The organism is Ignavibacteriota bacterium (genome assembly GCA_016212665.1).
In the GTDB taxonomy this organism is placed as follows: Bacteria; Bacteroidota; Ignavibacteria; order UBA10030; family SZUA-254; genus FW602-bin19.
In genome coordinates, this window is sequence record JACREZ010000037.1 from 83,884 (window position 1) to 105,250 (window position 21,367).

At 43.5% G+C, this 21,367-nt stretch carries 13 protein-coding genes; 2 read left to right on the top strand and 11 right to left on the bottom strand.

Going from position 1 to position 21,367, the window contains the following annotated elements:
• The first annotated feature begins 149 nt into the window (after positions 1 to 149).
• The gene (locus HY960_13320) at positions 150 to 320 is read left to right on the top strand and encodes a hypothetical protein (protein ID MBI5216726.1); all 171 of its coding nucleotides are present in this window, start codon (positions 150 to 152) and stop codon (positions 318 to 320) included.
• 818 nt (positions 321 to 1,138) lie between these two features.
• Here HY960_13320 and HY960_13325 read toward each other — a convergent pair.
• The 7 genes from HY960_13325 to HY960_13355 all read right to left on the bottom strand — a co-directional run bounded on the left by HY960_13325 (position 1,139) and on the right by HY960_13355 (position 12,364).
• A complete protein-coding gene (locus HY960_13325; GenBank protein MBI5216727.1) occupies positions 1,139 to 5,998 on the bottom strand; it encodes a T9SS type A sorting domain-containing protein in 4,860 nt (1,619 codons plus the stop codon).
• Between the two features lie 75 nt (positions 5,999 to 6,073).
• Positions 6,074 to 6,415 carry a response regulator transcription factor gene (locus tag HY960_13330; GenBank protein MBI5216728.1) on the bottom strand — a complete coding sequence of 114 codons (342 nt, stop codon included), beginning with the start codon at positions 6,413 to 6,415 and terminating at the stop codon, positions 6,074 to 6,076.
• A gap of 244 nt (positions 6,416 to 6,659) precedes the next feature.
• The gene (locus tag HY960_13335; GenBank protein MBI5216729.1) at positions 6,660 to 7,313 is read right to left on the bottom strand and encodes a response regulator transcription factor; all 654 of its coding nucleotides are present in this window, start codon (positions 7,311 to 7,313) and stop codon (positions 6,660 to 6,662) included.
• Positions 7,314 to 7,489: 176 nt separating this feature from the next.
• Complete coding sequence (locus HY960_13340) at positions 7,490 to 7,969, bottom strand: PIN domain-containing protein (protein ID MBI5216730.1); 480 nt, start codon at positions 7,967 to 7,969, stop codon at positions 7,490 to 7,492.
• A gap of 50 nt (positions 7,970 to 8,019) precedes the next feature.
• On the bottom strand, positions 8,020 to 11,148 hold the full coding sequence (locus HY960_13345; protein ID MBI5216731.1) for a hypothetical protein: 3,129 nt from the start codon (positions 11,146 to 11,148) through the stop codon (positions 8,020 to 8,022).
• A 223-nt stretch (positions 11,149 to 11,371) separates the two neighbouring features.
• Positions 11,372 to 11,641, bottom strand: a complete 270-nt coding sequence (locus HY960_13350; protein MBI5216732.1) for a T9SS type A sorting domain-containing protein — start codon at positions 11,639 to 11,641, stop codon at positions 11,372 to 11,374.
• A 99-nt stretch (positions 11,642 to 11,740) separates the two neighbouring features.
• Positions 11,741 to 12,364, bottom strand: a complete 624-nt coding sequence (locus HY960_13355; protein ID MBI5216733.1) for a hypothetical protein — start codon at positions 12,362 to 12,364, stop codon at positions 11,741 to 11,743.
• 174 nt (positions 12,365 to 12,538) lie between these two features.
• On the opposite strand from HY960_13355, the gene HY960_13360 reads away from it, so the two are divergent.
• Complete coding sequence (locus tag HY960_13360; protein ID MBI5216734.1) at positions 12,539 to 13,102, top strand: hypothetical protein; 564 nt, start codon at positions 12,539 to 12,541, stop codon at positions 13,100 to 13,102.
• A 153-nt stretch (positions 13,103 to 13,255) separates the two neighbouring features.
• Here HY960_13360 and HY960_13365 read toward each other — a convergent pair whose 3' ends face one another.
• The 4 genes from HY960_13365 to HY960_13380 form a co-directional block, all read right to left on the bottom strand.
• On the bottom strand, positions 13,256 to 16,162 hold the full coding sequence (locus tag HY960_13365; protein ID MBI5216735.1) for a T9SS type A sorting domain-containing protein: 2,907 nt from the start codon (positions 16,160 to 16,162) through the stop codon (positions 13,256 to 13,258).
• 269 nt (positions 16,163 to 16,431) lie between these two features.
• Positions 16,432 to 18,348 (bottom strand): DUF1573 domain-containing protein, encoded by a 1,917-nt coding sequence (locus tag HY960_13370; GenBank protein ID MBI5216736.1) that lies wholly within the window; start codon positions 18,346 to 18,348, stop codon positions 16,432 to 16,434.
• Positions 18,345 to 20,849 carry a hypothetical protein gene (locus tag HY960_13375; GenBank protein MBI5216737.1) on the bottom strand — a complete coding sequence of 835 codons (2,505 nt, stop codon included), beginning with the start codon at positions 20,847 to 20,849 and terminating at the stop codon, positions 18,345 to 18,347. Before HY960_13375 ends, HY960_13370 begins: the two co-directional genes overlap by 4 nt.
• A complete protein-coding gene (locus HY960_13380; protein ID MBI5216738.1) occupies positions 20,846 to 21,367 on the bottom strand; it encodes a hypothetical protein in 522 nt (173 codons plus the stop codon). Before HY960_13380 ends, HY960_13375 begins: the two co-directional genes overlap by 4 nt.

Below are 21,367 nucleotides of genomic sequence, written 5' to 3' on the forward strand. Positions count from 1 at the left end.
CAAAGTAATTTCCAAAATCTGATTTCTGTCTGAGTCCCCAACCCGCCACGGGATTCATCGTGGCAATGAACCGACAGATTTGGTTCAATAGTAGTCACGTTTCCATTGGGGTTGGGAGATTGCTTCACCCCGCTGAAGCGGGATTCGCAATGACCCACACTTCATTGTCATTGCGAGTCCCGTTCATCACGTATCAGAACGGGATGAAGCAATCTCCTCGTCGCTTCTTTCTTCGCATTGACTCTGTTTCGGTATTCGGAACACACTCTTCAAATGTGCCACACACCGAAGTTGCTTTTTGGGCAACCATATGGCAATGACCCTTTGGCAACACGCTCACTATGGTTGCCTTTTTTGACAACTTCGACGAAACAATGACTGACCCTTTCTTGTCGGACAGCCACGACATGTTTGTACAATTTTTATATTCAGACTGCATACATCATTTTCCTGTTCGTTGCGATGGTTCTTTCACTATCAATGATTCACTCATTCGGGAAACAACACCTTCTGCACAGGGATGCTTCCCTGCTGTTCGGTCGTTTCATCCAGCTATCCTGTGGTGAACATCCCTCATCCTTCCGGGATGTTTCCCGTATCGAAGCGGGAAACAACCCGCTCTGTCCAGGGATGTATCCCCAACCACTGAGGGATATATCCCGAATCAGTAAGGGATGTCTCCCTGAACGCTGAGGGAGACATCCCCCTGCCTTCAGGGAGAGATAAATTGCCCTAAATGAAGCGTTTTCAATGAATATTGAAAAGAACGAATCTCTCGGTTGATTGATACTATGAGAGAGTATTGAAGCGCTTTTTCTTGGGTGTCATGGACCATTCCATGACACATCTTCTGTCATGGTGTGGACATTGACAGCCGGTGCAAATCCGATGACGACTCGGACTCTACACTGTATTTAATAACGATGCGGCTCACCTGTTTCAGAAAACATTCTTGTAATCCTTAACGTGAGTTACGCTTTCTTTCCACAAGCGAGCCGCACACTCGTTCTCCTTCACACTCACTTCACTGGTATGAAGCAAGGGAGCGAGGGAGTAGGGAGATAAGGAGAATCATAAGTGCAACAAACTTCCATCTCACTTATCTCATATCTCACATCTCAACTACTCAACTACTTACTTACTTCATCAACAACAGCGTCTTCGTTTCCGTGAACGAACCGGCTGTTAGTCGGTAGAAATAGATTCCACTTGGTAATCTACTCGCATCCCATTCCACGAACTTGTAACCCGCAACCTGTAACCCGTCAACGAGTGTGGCTACTTCTTCACCGAGAACGTTGTACACTTTGAGCGTTACATAATTGTCAATTGGCAATTGATAATTGATAATTGTCAATGGATTAAATGGGTTGGGATAGTTCTGGCTTAGGTTAAAGGTGTTAGGTGTTAGGTGTTGGGTTTCAGGCGACGGCGGTGAAGGGGGCAGTTCATTCGTCAGCTGGAAACGAATGGTACTTCTCGATGTAGTGGATGACAGAGCGAGAAGCGCGAACTGCCCGTTTATATTAGCCTTCACCCAGTATCCTTTGGCAGGCTTCAGCGTGTCTGCTGTTGTGTAGCCGTTTGCGTAGCCAAAGAACTGAGACAACACAAGTCCCGGAGTAAGCGAAACAAGATTAGTCACTGCAACAGGAGAACTGAGTGTTCCAATCATGTTCCATCCTTCGCTTACTTCGACTGTGTCGTGTAAACGATTATATCCTGTCATCGTTACGTATTGCCCACCGTCGAACTTCAACCAATAACCGACACCATTGGCAAGCGTCGCTTGCGAAGTGTATCCCGCCTGATACTTGAAAGCATCGGAAACTGCTGTCGGGAAGAGTGAAGTTTTCGCGTAGTTACTCATCAACAACGGTACGGAAATCATATTCCATTTATCCATCATGCTGAGTTGCATAACCATTTGAGAGGATGAAAACACCGCAGTGATTGAATGGTTTGCAATTACGGCAGTGAACGTGTAACTCATTGTCGAGTCCACTCTCACACCATCTACAACAAGACTATCAAGCGCACTCCCTTCATCGGGAGTAATCGTGAAGGATTGATTCGCACCGTGCAGTACCACGACGGAACCGGATGGAGTGATGTTCCCGCTACCGATTGCTGTCGCAGTGATTGTGTAATCATTGCCGGAGAAGTATGCACTGATGGTATGATTCGCCGTCACATTGATAAACGTGTACCTCGTTGTCGAGTCCACTTTCACACCGTCAACAACCACACTATCGAGCGTGTAGCCCGCGTTGGGAGTAATGGTGAATTGCCTGTTATATCCTTCAGGCACAACCACCGTTCCGGAAGGATTGATGGTTCCGCCTGTTCCCGCGGTTGCAATAATGTTGTACGATGTTACAAGAGGATACAGCAAGTTCTCATCTGCGCCCATATACGGACGTGCAAGATTTCGTTCCTCGCCATCAATATCATACGGAACAGAAGCAAGGGGAATTCCACTAAGATTCATATCGCCGAGCGATGCGCCTGTCAAATGTAAATCTCCGCCCACCGCATTAACAAAGTGTGGAAGTTGAGTGACACTATGTAAGTCCTGTCCGGTTTGAGTTTTCCAGGCAGCAAAATTCACAAACAAATAAGCCTCTTCAAAGAACGCGAGAGAATCCGGATGTGTTGTGGAGAAATCGTTGTAATCGCTCGTAAGGTTATGCAACGACCCAACGGTAACAACTATCGGTATTCCCGTGCCATATTGTTCGTTGCGGAAGATATTATTCTTCAAACTAATTGTAGATGAATCCCAGTGCGAGCGGTAAAAACATTGACTGCGGTTCCACGCGAGAATTTTTCCTGCAAGAAACACCGTGTTATGCCATACATTCACAACCCTTGGTGTATTGTTCTGAACTTCAATTCCCCTGCATTGGTCGTAGTCAACGTCGTTGTCGCCGGAAGTAAACGATATCATGTTGTTGAACACAGATGCACTGGCATTAACAACTATTCCTTTCCACCACATATCCGAATAATCATCGGTAACACGAGTCGCATAAATTTTATTCTTTGTGATTATTGAAGTAGTAGAAGCACTATACGGAACAACAATTCCAAAAAATGTTGCAGGCGCTTCGCGTATCGTATTTTGCCGTAAATGTGTTTCACAATACATATCAATATTTGCAATTGTGTTGTTGTACGTGGACTCCGCACTTGTTTCGATTGATCTCAATTCACTTGCAATGCTCATACTGTAACGAATTCCCTTCGCGCTATCGGTCGGATGACCGATAATATTGCCGCGGACAATCCCGCTTGAAAGAAATCTAATGCCAGTAGAAGATTTGTCCGTATAAACTTTACTCCCATCAATGTTCTGTACTGTATTATTCATGACCAAATTATTATTGCCCGTTTCAGTACGGAAGGTTATTCCAATGAAACGATTTTGAATTTTTAAAGCATTGCCGCCGCACTGCGGAGCCGTCCCTCCGAGATAATTCATCGAAATCGTATCGTTGCTGGATGCAGACGCAGTAAACATTATCCCGTACAACAGCTCGAGCGAATCCGTTCCATAAAAACTGTTCCCGTTGATAACCCAATGATTTCCCTGTGTACTATCAACAATAATCCCATGTAACACATTGATGAATTCATTTTCAGAAATCGTCGTATTACTGATACCCGCTTCACCCTTGGCAGAAATTCCTTCAACTATTATGTAATACAGTCCATCGGCCTTGCGAATGATATTATTGCTAATCGTTATGCCGCTGTTCGGCGTTACCCATGCCTTGAGAGATATCAGTTCGCCGATGTTTCCCAGAACAGATTTTCCTTCTATCGTACAATTGAGAAGCGCAAAGGTATTCACACCGTTATAAATTCCAATCGTTTTTCCGCCACCATAAGTATTTACAAAACGGAGATACCTTCCGCTTCCATTAAATCTTCCGTCAATCGTTACACGGTCTGCACCATCAATACGAATCATTCCATTCGCACTATCCACAGAACCGGAAATCATTCGTTCTTGATTTCCATCAGGGATGATTTTGAGTGTGAAACCGCTTCCCCCGGTTTCTGTCCACTGACGAAGAGAATTCTTTCCATTCTCTGTCAAGTTGGAAGAAACAGAAGCAATGAGATTGCCCGACAATCCTAACGTATTGATTGCTTCGAATAAACCACCGACACCAGTCAAGGAAGTATATGTTTGCGTCGCTCCGACACTCACTTGCCCGGAAAGACCTGTCCCCGAAGATGTCGTTGTTACGTTTCGTGGATTTCCGGTCGCAGTATCTCTGTTGTATTGTTCGCTTCCCGCCGTGCCGACGTACTCACACACCATCACACGGTACTCTGTTCCCGGCGTAAGTCCCGTTACCGTTACTCCGCCGAGGTGAGTAGTATCGTTAAAGACACAGTACCAGCCGCTTGTCCCAATTTGAATTCCTGAACCAAAGACAGTATCTGCAACATACGTGACGTTGCTATCCGGCATTGCTGTTCCCGTGTTCGTTTGTTTGATAAATGCGGCGCGTTTTGTTCCGCTTCCATCTGTCCAGTTGAATGAAAATTGTGTCGCCTCGGTTGAAAGTGCTGTAATATTTGATGCCTGTGTTGAAGGCGGAGTCAAACCGGAAAGAACACTTAAAAAATATGGACTTTGCCACGTCGAGTCGGACGCTGTTCCGCGAACCGTTACATAGTATCGTGTTCCAAGTGTTGCATTGTAAATGATTGCTGTCGCCGTGTCGTTTGCGCTCGCAACCCGAGCAACTTCTTCGTTCGCAGTCGAAACAATAAGTGAATCAACTCCTGCCCCCATACCGAACGTACTGAACACCATGATGCCATTAGAAAGAGCGCTCACTTTAAATACATCACGGTCGGTGGTAATGCCATTCATCTTTGTTGTGATGAAACAAATCGTCGGTTGCGCGATTGGAATTTCGTATCCCAGCGTTGTATCGTCCGGCTCATCCATGCCGCGTATGATTGAGGAAACATCCATCGGTTGCAAGAGGTGGGAAATATTCAACAATAATGTATCGGCGGTAGATGGTGCAGGCGTTGAACCGCTGTATAACCACATCTTCGAGAGTTCAACAAGTCCATCCTGTCCCGTGCCGCCAAAGTTTGAAGTGACATACGTATAACGAATATTTGTCGGGAGAGGCATTGATGCGTTGTATGTTGTTCCGCTACTAATGCCGGTGATAGTATTCGTTGCGACACCATTACAATTCACATCAAGATGATGGGGCGAAGGATTCCATTGGAATTGATTTTCCGCACCGCCAAAAAGATACGGCGCAGGAACATTCACGGGGGGAATTCCCGGTTTTATATACGGATACCGAAGGTCACGACATGCCTCGCTCTTTTCATTTACTCCGGGAATTGCAAGTTGACCGCCCGTATGATTACTTCCCAAATGCGGAGTCCCGGTCGTTACAACTCTTGCCACGCGGTGACCAAACGAGGAAGTTTGGTCAACCCAATTCGTTCCGCGTCCGCTCACAGTTCCATTAAATCCGCGTTGGAGATATTCACGAATTTCCAAACCACCCATCGAGTGACCGACGAGGACGACTTTACCTGCGCTATCAATATCTAACACTGCCTGAATCATTGCCTTCAACGCGACACCTTGCTTCAAGATTGCAGATTGATTGCTGAGTCGGTGGTTTTCATGTCCGGTGACAGCGAATTGTGTGTTATCAAAGTTCATAACATACAATCGTGTCGGTGAAGGAGCCGTGCCTGTGTCTCTCCATCCGATTGGATACACATCGGTTGTTGTCAACGAGGCGGTCAATGAATCACTATCGTGGTTCAGGCAGACATCAAACACTCGAGCGTTGCCGCCTAACGCGGTCACTGTCACGCGCCACGTCGTGTCGTTGGAGACCAATCCATGCAGAAAAATAATCGGGTACGGATATTTTGGAGTTTGACTGAAAAGAACATTGCTCATGATAAGGAGTATAAGTACGATGAACTTTTTCATTGTTGTGTCCTTATGTAGTTTGTATTGTGAATTATTGAAATAGGAAACTCTCATGTGTATTGATGTGCCACACACTTAGCCTTGTATAAATTTCCGCAACTCATGCAGATTTTCTTTCAACACGTAGCCAACTGCGCCGGCGTCCCGCGCGGCCTTGGTTAATAAAGCATCGCTGTAATTAGTCACGATGCAGATTTTCGCGTCGTGGTATTTCCGCTTGATAATTCTCGTCGCATCAATGCCATTCATCCCTTTCATCTCAATGTCCATCAGGACAAAATCCGGGTGAAATAAATCATATGCTTTTACTGCTTCATTACCGTTGGCACATTCGATAAATTCCGCCTCAATATTTTTTAGGATGTCAATGATTACTTTTCGAATCCTTGGCACATCATCAACGATCATAATTTTCATGTCTAACACAGTTGCTAAGTAAGTACGCAGTAAAAATTCGGTACAAAGGTAGGGAGAAAAGAAGGGCGAAAACATAGAGGATTCCTCACTTTTTTGAGGAAGGCAAACACACGGTTTCCTAAGTGTTTCCACTTAGAAAACTGTGAAAAGTTAAAAATGAAAAGTGAAAGGTTAGTGTTTAACCAAAACAGGAAAGTTAAAAGTCGATTACACTTTTAACTTTTAACTGATAACTTGTAACTCTTTAGAGGAGGTGTTTGTTGTCGAACGCAAACTTGAGCAACGCGTGGCTGCCGTGAATGTTCAGTTTTGCGCAGATGTTGGTGCGATGATTTTCGACCGTGCGGTAACTGATGTGCAGTTCGTCGGCGATTTCTTTGCTCGTTTTGCTTTCGGCAATGAGACGGAGAATGTTTTTTTCGGAATGTGTCAGGTCATCGAGACCGGGTTGGGATTTTGCAAGTTTCTTTTCTTTAAGATTTCTGTTGACAAGAAAATTGGAAATGGTCGGGCAGATATAATACTCATTTTTCATTACGGCATTGAGAGCATTCAAAATTTCTTTCGCTGCATTATCTTTGAGAATATATCCAAGCACTCCGTGGTCAAGCGCCTCGTTGAACAACTCTTCCTCTTTGTACATGGTCAGAAAAATGACCTTGGTTTTGAGACGCCGCTTTTCAATTTCCTTTGCTACCTCAAGCCCGTTCATCTCCGGCATATCAACATCGAGAATGGTAACATCAGGTTTCAGTTCTTCCACAAACTGAAGAGCAGATTTCCCATCCTCCGCTTCTTTCACTGCATACGAATTCACTGAAGATTCAATGAGTTGCCTTAATCCCTTTCGGAAAATCGGGTGGTCGTCGGCGATGATGATATCTATTGTTCGAAGCATATTTACTTTTTCAAGTATTTACTAAAGCATCTTTCCCGTTATATAATTCGTTAATTTCATTTTCTATTTGTTCGGCTTCGTTCCTAATCCTCTGGACAAGATCTTTGGTGTTCAAGTCTTTGATTTCCTCGTAATGTCGAAGTCGAATGTCATGTATCATTTCAATTAATGTCGTATCATCCATTGCTATCTCTTTCAATAAAACTGTATGGTGTTAAAATTTCGATTTCTTTTAAGCCGAGTATGCGGTTTACACCGTTCACTCCGCGAATTGTTTTAAGATTTACAAAATGTTTAAAATTCCAACTTATAACTGCATCAACATAGGTTTTGGAAGCACAAGCCAAGTGAAGAGCATCATCTCGAAACTTGACCGGAACTATCTTTTCTTCAATATACTTTTGTGCAACTGCAACTATCTCATCATCTACATGCACAATTTCATGTGAGATCTCTGCAATGGCACTTTTCAACTGATTGTCTAATGGAAACTTTGAACGTGCGATTTCAATGAGGAGAATATCCGAAATAAACACATCAAAAATGTCGAGTCGAAGTAATTTCCAGAACTCCTTTGTCGCTGCTTGTTTATCGGGCGAATCATTAGCAAACAGAAATGATGGAACAGATGTATCAAGATAGAGTTTTGTTTTCATTTATTATGAAGGTACAAACTCTCAAGTGAATAATCAAAGACGTCACGCATTTACACAACAGGCAACGTGATACTCACGTTCGTCCCTTTCTGCATCTTTGAACTGATAGAAAGATGACCGCCAAGAATTGTCACTCGCTCGGTGAGACCCGACAGCCCGAATCCTTCTGAAGATTTAAGTTCCCCTTCGTTCGGTTCTGATGTAAATCCTTTCCCATCGTCCTTCACGGTAATTACGACAGTGCCATTCACTTTTCTTACGGTGATGACCGCTTCATTCGCATCGGAATGTTTTATGATGTTGTTCAAACACTCCTGCAACATCCGATAAACATGAATCTCATGAAGTTTCGGAAACAAACCGTCAATCCTGTCAACATCATACGTAAAACGAATGGAAGAAGTTTTTGAGATGTTTGTGAGAAGCGATTCCAAGGCTTTCGTCAAACCCAACTTATCAATTTGAAAGGGGCGCAGGTTATGCGATATTTTTCTTACATCGTCAATTGTCTGAGATGCCGTTTGAGAAATCTCAGACAAATATTTTTCTTTCGCTTCATTGTTCTCTTCTTCCAGTGCCATGAAGGAAAGATTCTTAATGATAAGCAAATCCTGTCCGACAGCATCGTGCATTTCCGAAGCGATTCGCTTCCGTTCGGCTTCCTGTGATTCGATGAGTTGGTGCGCGAATTTCTGCTTCGCTTCCCGTTGCCGATGAAGCGAATTCACCCTGAACTTATACATACCAAAAATAACGCTCGCAAACAGCGCTATTCCAACAGCACGAAACCATACTGCTTCCCAAAACGGAGGAGCAATAATAATCTTAAGCGATGTTCCTTCATTGTTCCATACCCGGTCGTTGTTGGAAGCGATAACTCTAAATACATATTCGCCCGCATCAAGATTCGTATAGGTTGCAACTCGTTGCTCGGATGTTGTCGTTCTCCATGTGTCATCAAACCCGACCATCATGTATGCATATTTATTTTTGATTGGTTCGGTAAACTCCAATGCTGTAAACTCGAACGAAAAAACATAATCGGAATACGAGAGATGCAATTCACTCAGAAATTCGATGGATTGTTCCATGGTGACAGTTTGATTGAACTTCTTGAAACCGGTGATAAGGACTTTGGGGATCGTCGGATTCGTCTGTATTTCGGTCGGGAAAAACGAGGTGAATCCTTTTACGCCGCCAAAGAATAGTTCTCCGTTTTTGTTTTTGTAATACGCGAGCGTGTTGAATTCATCCCCCTGCAAACCGTCGTGTCTGTCATAATTTGTAAATTCTTTTGTTTCGGGATTGAACATCGAAAGTCCCCGGTTCGTACTTAGCCAGAGGTTTCCTTTCTCGTCTTCCAAAATCCCATAGATGTAATCATTCGCCAAGCCGTCATCAGTTGTAAAGGCAACGAACTGTTTCTCATTTGCTATGAACAGATTTAATCCCGCCGCCGTTGCGATCCAGTCTCTTCCTTTCGCATCCCGGTAAATTGCATTTACTTTATTATCGCTGAGGCTTTGGGGATTGTTATGGTCCGAAATGATTCGAAGAAAATGCTTGGTGAGAGTATCATAGATGGAAATTCCACCCAAATCTGTTCCTACCCAAAGTTTACCGGAATCATCTTCGTTAATCGCCTTCACCGCACCCGGACCAATTGATGTCGGATTGTCATTTTCATGGATAAAATCTTCAAAGAATTTTCCGGCAGAATTCCACTTGGCTAATCCACGCTCTGTTCCGAAGTAGAGTTGCCCACTCCGGGTAATATAACTTTTGAAGGCTTTCGAACCGGGGAAATAAAATTGTTTATCTGTCACCTCCGGATGATACTTCGTCACCTTTTCATTTCTTTTATCAAATCGGGCTACTCCTCCGCCTTCAGTGCCAAACCAAAAAATGTTTGCCTCATCCGGGTCTTCAATAATCGAAAAAACATTTTCACCAAGCATTGATTGTACAGGTTCCCATTTCGCTTCCCTGTAGTCGCCCGCAAAAGTTCTTTCCGATTTTCTTAATACGTTCAATCCGATATGCCCGCCAACCCACAAATCACCGTCACGGTCTTCATACATCGCTCTTACAGAAGAAAAACTTAATCCGTGCTTCGTGCTGTCACCTTTAAAAACCGAATTAAATTTCTTCCTCATCGGATTGAGTTTGACTATTCCGGTTCCGGTTGAACCAATCCAAAGCACTCCGCTTGCATCTACGAACAGTGCGCTCGGATTCGTCAACACAGTATTTACCCAAACATTCCGCACGCGATGCGTTACGATATCAATCAAATCAACAGAACGATTGGTGAGGACTGCAATCGTATTGCTATCGTGGTGAATAATTTTTTTAACATAATTTGTTCTGATATGCTCGGCAAAACCCGGGACGGATTGCAATCGCTTGAAGTTTCCTTGTCCCGGTTGATAAAGATTGATACCACCGCCAAATGTTCCTATCCATATCTGTCCGAACCGGTCTTCGTAAATTGTCGAGACGATCCGATTACTGAGTTCACTCTCAACCGCCGGATTCTCATCATACCGATGGATAAAGTTTCCTAAACTATCACATCGCACCAAACCATAACTCGTTCCCACCCAGAGCAAGCCGTCGCTGCTTTGAAAAATTGTATTGACATAGTCACCTTGCCCCGGATAATGTTCAACAGAAGGAAAAGGAACAAATGTAAACTTCTGTGTTTCTCTGTCAAGTCGGTTTAATCCGTTTGAGGTTCCTACCCAGAACACTCCATCTCTTCCTTCCAGCACTGCCGTAACATTATTACTGCTAATACTGTTGATGTTTGAAGTATCATTGAGGAAAAGTGTAAACATCGTTGTTGCGGGCTCAAATTTATTCAGTCCGTTCCCCGCCGTTCCTATCCAAATGTTGTTGTTGGAATCTTCAAACAAGCACGAGGTCGAATTACCGCTGAGAGAATTTCTCCGTCTCGAATGTTTATACATGGTGAACGAGTACCCATCGTATTTATTCAACCCATCATCCGTAGCAAACCAAAGGAACCCTCTCTCATCAAGCAAAATATCCCTGACGGTATTTTGAGAGAGTCCCTGTTCGGTCGTGATGATAGTTTGAGATTGATATTCCTGTCCGACAAGAATCGAAACAGAAAGAACAATCTGTAAAAAAATAATGGATACTGTTTTCTTCATAAAGCGATGTGAACGATAGTAGTTCTCTGCTATGCAGACCAAACTGAAGAACAAGGAACTGAGGAAAGAACAGGAAGGAAATGATGAATGACAATGCAAATATATCTCTTTACAAAAGAAAAGTCAACAGAAAAACAGAGAATAATCAGACAAAAAAAGAAATGCGGCTTACCTGAAAGATAAACCGCATTTCCAAAGAATATGAAATTGAAATCTTCAACTCTTATCTCATCAATACAAGTTTTTTTGTTTCCGTAAATGAGTTCACAGTCAGACGATAGAGATACACTCCACTCGAAACACGAAACGCATCCCACTCCACGAACCTGTAACCCGCGACCTGTAAACCATCAACTAACGTAACAACTTCTTCACCAAGCATGTTGTACACTTTCAGCGTCACCCACGAATCAACCGGTAACGAGTAACTGATAACGGTTGAAGGGTTGAACGGATTGGGATAGTTCTGTTCCAAAGAAAACGAAGTCGGCAAGTAGCGGCGTAGTAACTCTCGCCCGCCTCTGGCGGAAAAAAAAGCGTCGCCTGCCGCTAACGCAACGGCAAACGACGCCCGTCCCCGGACCGGACTTTGTTACGAAATCAACACTGTTACCGTTACTTCGTCTGACCAGAGCCCGACTTCCACATCATCTTTCAGGAAGCGTGCTTTGTAGGAACGAAGTTCCGGCACACCGGCGACAAGATTCTTCCGTTTATCTTCCATCGGCGACCGGTAATCCTCATCGAGTTTTGTGTATTCTGTTTCCGCTCCGCGTTTCGAGTACACGACAACCCCGTCTGACTTTTCTTTCAACCAATCCAGACGGGCACAATCAACCAACGTTGTCGCGAAAATTTTCGGCTTCGCATTTTCAAGAGAACCCGCGCCCGGCGTCTCCGGCGCTACGATTCCCAAATTTTCTCCGATTGCTTCCGTATAGGAAGGATGACGCTTGAGAATACCAGCCAAATCCTGTACATGCTTTCGCGCAAGAGCAACTACTTCATCCTTGGTTTTCACTTTCGACTGTAAGGTCTTTTTGAGACTGTCAACTTCTGTCAGATTATTTTTTACGCTATCCCTGTCCGTTGTGAACTGGTCAACCTGCCCGCCGGAGAGTCCGAACAACGCTACATATTCTGCAAGTTTTGCAATAAAATTTTCCAACCATTGTAAGAACAATGATTCGCTTCGAGGCAAAAATGTTGATGCCATTTGCTTTATCCTTTATGTTATTGTTGTTTTAATATTTGAATGAAAATAATTTTACTTTGTTGAAAACTGATTGCTGATTACTGGTTTCTGCATACTGGTTACCGGTTCCGCTCCTTCGACAACAGATTCCAAATAACAGAAACGTGTTGCGAACTTGTTGAAATAGTCTGCCCGATGGAGGAAACAAATTGCACGCGGGCGGAACCTTCCTGCCCGACGGCGGGAACAAGTTGCCCGTGGGCAGAACCTTCCTGCCCGACGGCGGGAACGAGTTGCCCGTGGGCAGAACCCTCCTGCCCGACGGCGGGAACGAGTTGCCCGTGGGCAGAACCCTCCTGCCCGACGGCAGGAACGAGTTGCCCGTGGGCAGAACCCTCCTGCCCGATGGCGGAAACGAGTTGCCCGTGGGCAGAACCCTCCTGCCCGACGGCGGGAACGAGTTGCCCGTGGGCGGAACCTTCCTGCCCGACGGCGGGAACGAGTTGCCCGTGGGCAGAACCCTCCTGCCCGACGGCAGGAACGAGTTGCCCGTGGGCAGAACCCTCCTGCCCGACGGCGGGAACGAGTTGCCCGTGGGCAGACCCCTCCTGCCCGACGGCGGGAACGAGTTGCCCGTGGGCAGAACCTTCCTGCCCGGTGGCGGGAACGAGTTGCCCGAAGAACAACCCTTCCGTTCGCTTCAAAAATGCAGGTTTCCGGAAGGACATGAGAAATTACGCTGTTTTGGGCTATTCATAAAAGGGGAGAAAATCAAGTATTTTTCAACCTTCTCCCCCCTCAATCCTAAATAACTCAATTTGCCTTACGAAATAACCAATTAACCAATTAACCAATCAACCAATTAACAATGAGAACCCCCGCCTTGCGGGATTATTATCAAACTGACTTGCGTCACTTTGCTAATAACATCTTCTTGATATCAGTGAAGGAACCGGTTTGTCCGCTGACCGGCGTAGCAGAGAAGCGATAGAAATAGACGCCGCTTGGTAACGCCGAAGCATTGAATGGTACAGAATTATATCCAGCGCTTTCCATCCCGTTGAGTAACGTTTGTACTTCACGACCAAGCACATCATAGACGATAAGAGAAACGAACGCATCTTCATGGAGGTCGTATTTTATTTCCGTGGTTGGGTTGAAGGGATTGGGGAAGTTAGAATATAAACGTGTTTCTTTCGGAAGATTATCATCGAGAGCAATAACGGTTTTTGCTTCACCGCCGCCGCCATCAGAAGAGATAACAACTTTCTTATTAGAAAAATGTGTTGCACGCGCTTCATAGTAATACCGAATAGTCTCTGTCTCTTGTTTTTGTTTTGCTTGTACAGAAAGGTCTATATATGTGTAACCGCTAAAATAACCCAAGAATTGATATGGAGTCGTTTCAGGATGCGGATTACAGTCTGACCCATTGGTGCAGGAGTAACGGTAAAGTTTGTACGGACCGCCATTCGGGTCATAGGTTGTTATGGTAAAAACAGGATTACGATTTGCATTATATGTCATCGACATCTGAATTACACTATCAGCATCAACAACAAAGGAACGAGCAGATGAAAAATTACTTTCACCGGCAATATTGCTTGCCGCCACACGCCAGTAATACGTTGTACCATTAATTAACGTAAGTGGCTCATAGGATGGTGAAGTGAGATTATTTGCATCATCCAAGATGTTGGTAAAATTTGTGTCGTAAGCGATTTGTATGTGATATGCTACAGCGCCAGCCGGCTCGCTCCAGTCCAATACAACATCAAATTTCGTTGGAGTTGCCGGGTCGTTTGGTGTCGGTGATTGAGGTTCAGCAATTTTGTATGTTCCTATTCCTGTTGCAACATACATCGTTCCAGTTGTTGTTCCTTCGCCGTATAAATTATTGATTGGTGTTGGAATTGAACCTGTTGCATCAATCCATGTTAATCCTGCATTCGGCGAATAATATATTTTTGTTCCGTCATCGGTTAGCGCGGCGATGGAAGAATTGTTTGTAGTGCTTACTCCGGGACAAATCACTACTTTCTTATAATTCCCGGTTCGTATAGATGACCAAAATGTTCCGGAAGTGAAACTTCTATGAATGCCAATAGATGATGCCGCATAAACTACCGATGCAGAAGTTGTATTCATCGCTAAGGATTTTACATCAGCTGTAGTTGAAGAAAATACTTGCGCCCATCCGCTTCCATAATTCGTACTCCTGTACACACCGCCATTTTTGATTGCCGCAAGCAGTTTTTGGGATTGCCCTGAAGCGCCAGTAGAATCAACGACCATATCCTGGACGGTATCTGCCGCACTATGGATAACAGAAAGAGTGGTATCCCATGAAGTTCCTCCATTAGAACTGCGATACCAGTTTCGGACATTCGTGCTATTTTTTGCCGACCCAAAAAGATACACAATATTTGAATTGAGCGGGTCAACTGCCGTTCCATAAAATTTTGTGTTTGTTGTCGTGGATGGTTTATAAAGCGTCGGATATGTTACACCTTCATCTGTACTTTGATACAATGCCGCAACGTTATTGAGTTGTCCTGCAGCAAAAAGTCTTCCACTCGAAGGATGTCTGCTGATGCGATTTCCTATAAACGATTCTGCACCTCCAAGAGCCACATTACTCCATGTGGTACCGTTATATGTACTTGCATTGGAACTCGTTGAAGAAACAGTCCATACATTTGACCCGGAAGAGACGACCGACGAAAGAGACATTCTCCCGATTCCTGTGCTTGAGTTGGTCCAACTTGTTCCTGCATTAGTACTTTTATAGACCGCGGTAGCAGTGGTGCCAAATGATGTTGCTTCAACATCTCGTGCAATACCATATGAAAATAAATTTTTATCCGTCATGCCGGTAGGATATGTACCCCATCCGGCCCCGGCATCGGTAGAACGATAAATACCGTTGTCTGTCGCGGCATAGATTGTATCACTACTTGTCATTCGTAATGATTTGATAGTTGACACACCGGATAAAACTCTCAATGTGGAGTCCCAAGAGTTGCCGCCATCGGTTGATTTAGCAATTTTCCCTGACGCTGTTCCTGCAAAAACTGTTTGTCCGTATGCCGCAACTGCACGCACATTAAAATCTCCCATGGAACGGGAAATCCAGGTTTGCCCACGGTCAAAGGAAACCCAAACACCTCTTTTGTGAATTGAAGGATTATTGTTTGGTGCGTTTGGGTTGCTTCCTTCAGTTGCATTGTTCGGGTCAGAACCACCTACCCATACTTTCTCTTGGTTTCCCGGATCGGGAACAACATCGTATGCATCTGTCTGCCAGTTGAAAGATGGTCGTGCGTCCCAAGTAAATCCTGCATCTCCACTGTAATAAACAGATACACTATTTAAATGTTTTCTTCCCATATACATAAGGTTTGTATAATTTGTAACCGGGGAAGTGGAAAGACGGAGCGGCACCATACCCGAAGAATATAATGAAGGGACCCAATTATTATTTCCACCATTGTCACTATACCATAGCATATCCGTAACACCCGCCACTACAATGGCAGGTACATCCGGTTTACAAGTAACAACAAGCGGCGACGGAATTTCGTACTGTGTTGCAAACCAGTTTGAGCCGCCATTTGTGGATTTGAACAGAACAGTTTTATCACATGCGTACAAGGTAATACCTGTTGCATCAACTGCAATGTCCTTTACATCTTTTGGTTGACCCAAGGGACCATACAACGATGTGTACTGTGCAAAGGAGGTAAAAGGTGAAAAAAGAATTGTGATTGCAAAAAAAGCAGCAACCATCCTACTCGGTTTTAAATATTTTTTTATCATAAAATTAACTTTCTTTGAAATTGTTATTGTTTCTTTAGTTAGGATTTATTGCTACATTTGCATCGGTGTTTGTGCGAACCCAGCACCGACAAGTGGATAACCCTGCAGATGCGGGGTTTGTATCCCGAGGGACGGTAGTAGCTGTGGACAGAATCGTTCTGGGAAATCTTCAATCGGTTCCTGAGCGTGAGTCTGCATCACACCGTCTCTCTATTTTTTATTACATTTCATTCACTTGCCGGTGTCTCCTTTCATTGGATTTGGTTTCATTATTTAGAATTCATGACTTTACTCATACTTTGAGCTTGTAAAATCAATTTCCCATTACTGTTTACTTTCACCCAATACCCTTTCCCAGGAAGTATTGCATCGGCGGGATAATATCCTTCTTCGTTATATCCGTAAAACGGAGAGACAACGATATTCATTGGCGATGTGAGAAGTGTTGCAGATTGAATAGGCGCGCTCAACGAACCGATAATATTCCACCCTTTCTTTACAATAAAACTATCTTCCAATACTTCACTCCCCTGAAATGTCATTGTGTCCGGCGGTTTCCCCCAATACCCTTTTCCGAACACAAGCGTATCGCTATCGTAATACCCGCCATCATACAAAAACATGGAAGGAACTTTTTGTACCGGACCCGGTCGGACGGGAATAGATACCAGATTCCATCCTCGAGAATATTGTGTTTGGTCTTGTCTCCATTTTCCATATCCTGTTACCGGAAAACAACTGGGTGAATTAGGACTGTTGTAATAAAAAATAATTCGTCCCGTGTACTGTTCTTCTTTTTCCGGTGTAAATGATATACTAAACTCTACGCTATCTTCAGGGAGTATCGCTGCGCTTGAAGGTGTAACTTGAAAACTTTCGTTGTCGGTAGTTGCTGTTCCAATTTGTAGGATGTCTTGGCCTGCATTTCGCACTGTTACTGACTGTGTCACTGTTGTGCTGACTTCTGTCGTGTCAAACTTCATCAATGATTGTGAAAAAGAAATTGTTGCTTCATTTTGTAAAAACTCACCTCGTTGATAAAATACACGAAATGTCGAGCCAACTTCTTTGGAATAGACAACATGCACTGCATGGCTTGAAACTTTGACATCACCTCTACTCGTAAATTTAGCCTGAGGAGTTAGGTCTTTCACCGGCACGTAGCGTGAAAGTGAATTATTACTTGCCGTTACGACACTGTGAAAGGTATCTAATGCCGCAACCTCATATTTCATTTGAACAGCCCGGAGATTCTTGTTTATGGCTACCCTGGGATCGAACCCGCGCGGTTCCTGTGTTAGCAGAACTTCCGGTAACCACCGCTTTCCATTTGCAAGCCCTCCTCTACTAATGATACTTGCTCCTAAGGCACCCTTCCAACCGTATTTTGTGTCCCGCCATGCAATCAGTAGTTCAGTACTACAATCATTTGTGTAACCTGCAATTGACGGTATATCCGAATACCACTCATCAATTTTTGAAAGAATCGTATCTTTGCCCCATGTTGTGCCTAAATTTGTAGATTGTAAATAGCTAATTTCATTTGTCGGGTCAATCCATTTATGGTCAACCTGATGTAGTGTGCCTTGAGTTAACGCAATACGGGTAAAGTCGCCTAAATCTTCATTCGTGCGTGTCCAGGTTCTTCCTCTGTCCGAAGAACGAGTAATTTTTCTCGGTCCTGTGATATCATGAATAATGGCAATATCATTTTTCCAAATTGTCGCCCATGTTATCTCCCCAGCTCTATCCTGACTTATTTGCCGGATACGTTCAAACGTTTCGCCTCTATCACTGCTGTGTGATAAACGTACTTTTGAGTGATAAGGGTAAGGTGGGTCAGGGTTCACAAAAAAAAGAAAAACATCATTTCCGTCGGCAACTATTTTCATATTCATTGCAATGGAACTTGTTACCAACGAATCCGTTAACAATTCTCTCACCGGCTCAAAATCTATTCCGCCTGTAACACTTCTTGCATACGCTAATCGTTTCCCTCCTCCATAATATGTAACATGTACAGTATCATTTCCTGATAAGGCAATTGTTGGTATAAAGGCATTAAATCCACTATCTGATAGTTGGATAGGCGGATACCAAACAATGCCGTCGGTAGTATCTTGCCCGTTCATATTGAACGTGAAGAAAAAATATATCAAGAGAAGACAAGTAAGATAATGTTTCATAATTCACTCCATAAATAAGTTGTATCACATTCATCCCAATACGGTGGGTAAACATCGGGTTGTAGATGAATTGCCTCACTCGGCGTACGACTTGTGTGAGCAAGTTCCCATGTCATGCCTGTATTAAAACTATACCAGACTTCAGTAAGCGTGATTCCGGACTCTGTTACGGACGCTTTCATCCAAACGATATCGTTGTTACGCGTCGAGAACGTAATCTCCTTTGGTGTAAAGTTCCTTGACCGATACAGTACAGGTTGCCATAAGCTACCGGACTTTCTGTAAATGCTATGTTCAACAGCTACAAGTATGGTTTGGGGACTACTATTATTGACAGCAACAAATGACACATCTTCAGGAAATTCATTAACAGGAATCCATGATGTTCCTTTGTTTTTTGTCTGATATAATTTTTTGTTTATTACCTTGTAGTTCGTCTTGTCTTGCTTCATTTTATCCGACATCAATACTGATTCATGCTCAGACAAAAGACCTTCATACCACATCATCTCCGCAGTTCGGTACCGTTCTATTTCTGCTTTGGTCGGTGCTAGTTGCTTATCCTCTTTTCTTTCAATTTTTGATTTAATGATTCCGATTGCACTCTCTCTACTCGTATCCTGAACTTGTAATATTATTTTCCCGTCTTGATTTACTTTCACCCAATACCCTTTCCCAGGGAGAATAGCATCAGCCTCAAAGTACCCTTCTTCACCATATCCATAAAAGGGTGATGCCAGAATATTCAATGGTGAAGAGGTCAGGGTGTTCGTCTGAACAGGCGCACTTAACGAGCCGAGAATGTTCCAACCCTCTTTGACTGCCACCGTCTCATCCGTTGCATAGCTTCCGGTAAATGATACGACGGAATCCGGTTTTGCCCAATACCCTTTCCCGAACGTCATCGTCGTTTCGGCTTCATACCCGCGTTCAAACGAATAGAGTGAAGGCAAGCGATGATTGATTCCCGGTCGAACAGGTAATGAGACAAGATTCCATCCCGATTGATATTGTTGTTGTTCCTGACGATATTTTCCTACACCGGAAACAGTAATACACTCCGGAGATGATTCACCGTTATGATAAAAAATGATTTTTCCAGATTTGAGACTGTCACTTACCGGTGTGAACGAAAGAACAAATTGTGTCGAGCTTCCGGGGGAAACGGTCGTATCATACGGCGTTATGCTGAAGTTACTATCATCGGAAATCGTTGTTCCGACGATGAGCGTATCACTCCCTGAATTGCTCACCATGATTGTATCAAAAGAACTTGTGGTCGTTTCTGTTGTGTCGAACATAACCGTTCCTGTACTGAGATTGAACTGAACATCCTTTTGGAGAAAATCTCCACGGCGATAATAAATAGAGAAAAATTCACCCGTTTTCTGTTCATAGACAACATGAATTGATTTGGCTGTTACCGCAACATCCGCGACCCAAACAGTACGGACATTTGGAGTTAAATCTTTTACCGGTGTAAAATTTGTTAGTGAAGAATTTGTTGCCGTAATAGCGGCATGAAATGTATCAAGGGGTGAGACTTCCGATATCATTACAACAGCGCTTGCGTTCGTTGACATTGATGCGACAGGAGAAAAATATCTTGGTTCCGGAGTGAGAAGTTTTTCCGGTAACCATATCCTTCCATTTGATATTCCACTACGGGCAATAATACTTGCTCCAATCGCTCCAAACCAGCCATACTTGGTGTCCCGCCAAGCAGTCAACATTTGAGTACCGCAATCAGTTTTTTTCGCTGCTATCGTCGGCATGTCGGAATACCAATCATCTATTTCCGATACTACAGTTTCCTGATTCCAGCTAATGCCATAGTCGGTGGATTGTTTATATACGGTTTCGTTTGTCGGAGGAATCCATGTATGAGCGACCATGTGTATGATTCCCTCTGTTACAGCAATTCTATTAAAATCATCAAAGTCTTCATTTCTTCTCGTCCATGAAGAACCGGAATTTGTACTAAAGAGGAATTTTCGGTACTGGTCTTTGGGAGGATACAGCACCGCAATTGTATTTCCATTGATTTTTGCATCTGTTACTTCGCCCGTTACATCTGTTGTAATTCTTCGCGGATAACTCCAACTGATTCCTCCGTCGTAACTAATGGTTTTACGAAGAGGTGCATAGCTTCCGGTTGCACCTGCAAAAATTATTATTACTGTATCGTTTTTTGTCAGTATATGAGAGCGATGGGCTTGAAAAGGAAAGTCAAGCGTGTCTGTAATAAGGTCTCTCATTGGTTCAAAATCCTTTCCACCTGTTATACTTCGACAATATGGTAATCGAATATTAAAAAATCCGTGTCCCCATGTTACGTGAAGTGTATCTTCTCCTGTAAGCGCTATTTTAGGGCTATAGGCATTTTGCATACCATTCGAAAGTAAAATAGGTTCTTGCCAAACGATTCCATCAGTCGTATTCTGAGCGGTACTATATTCGAAGTAAAAAATAAGGACTATGAATAGTCTTAAGTATTTCATCTCTCTTCTCCTCCTTTCGTGTTCTTATTTTCGTCATAGTAAAGCAATACAGTATTTCTCTCTCTTAGAAATGGGTTATTGTGAAATGATAGGTGATTTCCTTGAACCCATGAAATGCCGTCATTCAAGCTAAGGAAACTCCTCATTTGTCCAGCATCCTCCGTATGTTTCGTTACAAGCCCAATGACATTTACATTCGTATGAGAGAATTGTATTTCTTGTATGAGAAAATCTCGTTCAGGAATGAAAGCAGTTGTCCATTGTTTTTCCTTCTCTCTCAAACGAAGTAAGATATTATCTTCTGTTACTGCGAACAGATGTTCCGGTTGTTGTTTGTTCCATGCGAGAAACGTTATCGGCTCGGAAATTTCGGGGAGGAGTTGCCAAGTTGTTTTATTTGTTGTCTTGTAAATAACTCCATCCTCCAATTTATATGCTGTGAGGTTGTGCTTCTCTTGTGAAATCATCAATGAGAAAAAAAAGATTGATGAGAAGAGAAATAGAGTAAGGTATTTCAT

Bases quoted from the DNA above. Each gene is read 5' to 3' on its own strand.
- HY960_13320 (MBI5216726.1), top strand. From the start codon at position 150: ATGACCCACACTTCATTGTCATTGCGAGTCCCGTTCATCACGTATCAG.
- HY960_13325 (MBI5216727.1), bottom strand. From the start codon at position 5,998: ATGAAAAAGTTCATCGTACTTATACTCCTTATCATGAGCAATGTTCTT.
- HY960_13330 (MBI5216728.1), bottom strand. From the start codon at position 6,415: ATGAAAATTATGATCGTTGATGATGTGCCAAGGATTCGAAAAGTAATC.
- HY960_13335 (MBI5216729.1), bottom strand. From the start codon at position 7,313: ATGCTTCGAACAATAGATATCATCATCGCCGACGACCACCCGATTTTC.
- HY960_13340 (MBI5216730.1), bottom strand. From the start codon at position 7,969: ATGAAAACAAAACTCTATCTTGATACATCTGTTCCATCATTTCTGTTT.
- HY960_13345 (MBI5216731.1), bottom strand. From the start codon at position 11,148: ATGAAGAAAACAGTATCCATTATTTTTTTACAGATTGTTCTTTCTGTT.
- HY960_13355 (MBI5216733.1), bottom strand. From the start codon at position 12,364: ATGGCATCAACATTTTTGCCTCGAAGCGAATCATTGTTCTTACAATGG.
- HY960_13360 (MBI5216734.1), top strand. From the start codon at position 12,539: ATGGAGGAAACAAATTGCACGCGGGCGGAACCTTCCTGCCCGACGGCG.
- HY960_13365 (MBI5216735.1), bottom strand. From the start codon at position 16,162: ATGATAAAAAAATATTTAAAACCGAGTAGGATGGTTGCTGCTTTTTTT.
- HY960_13370 (MBI5216736.1), bottom strand. From the start codon at position 18,348: ATGAAACATTATCTTACTTGTCTTCTCTTGATATATTTTTTCTTCACG.
- HY960_13375 (MBI5216737.1), bottom strand. From the start codon at position 20,849: ATGAAATACTTAAGACTATTCATAGTCCTTATTTTTTACTTCGAATAT.
- HY960_13380 (MBI5216738.1), bottom strand. From the start codon at position 21,367: ATGAAATACCTTACTCTATTTCTCTTCTCATCAATCTTTTTTTTCTCA.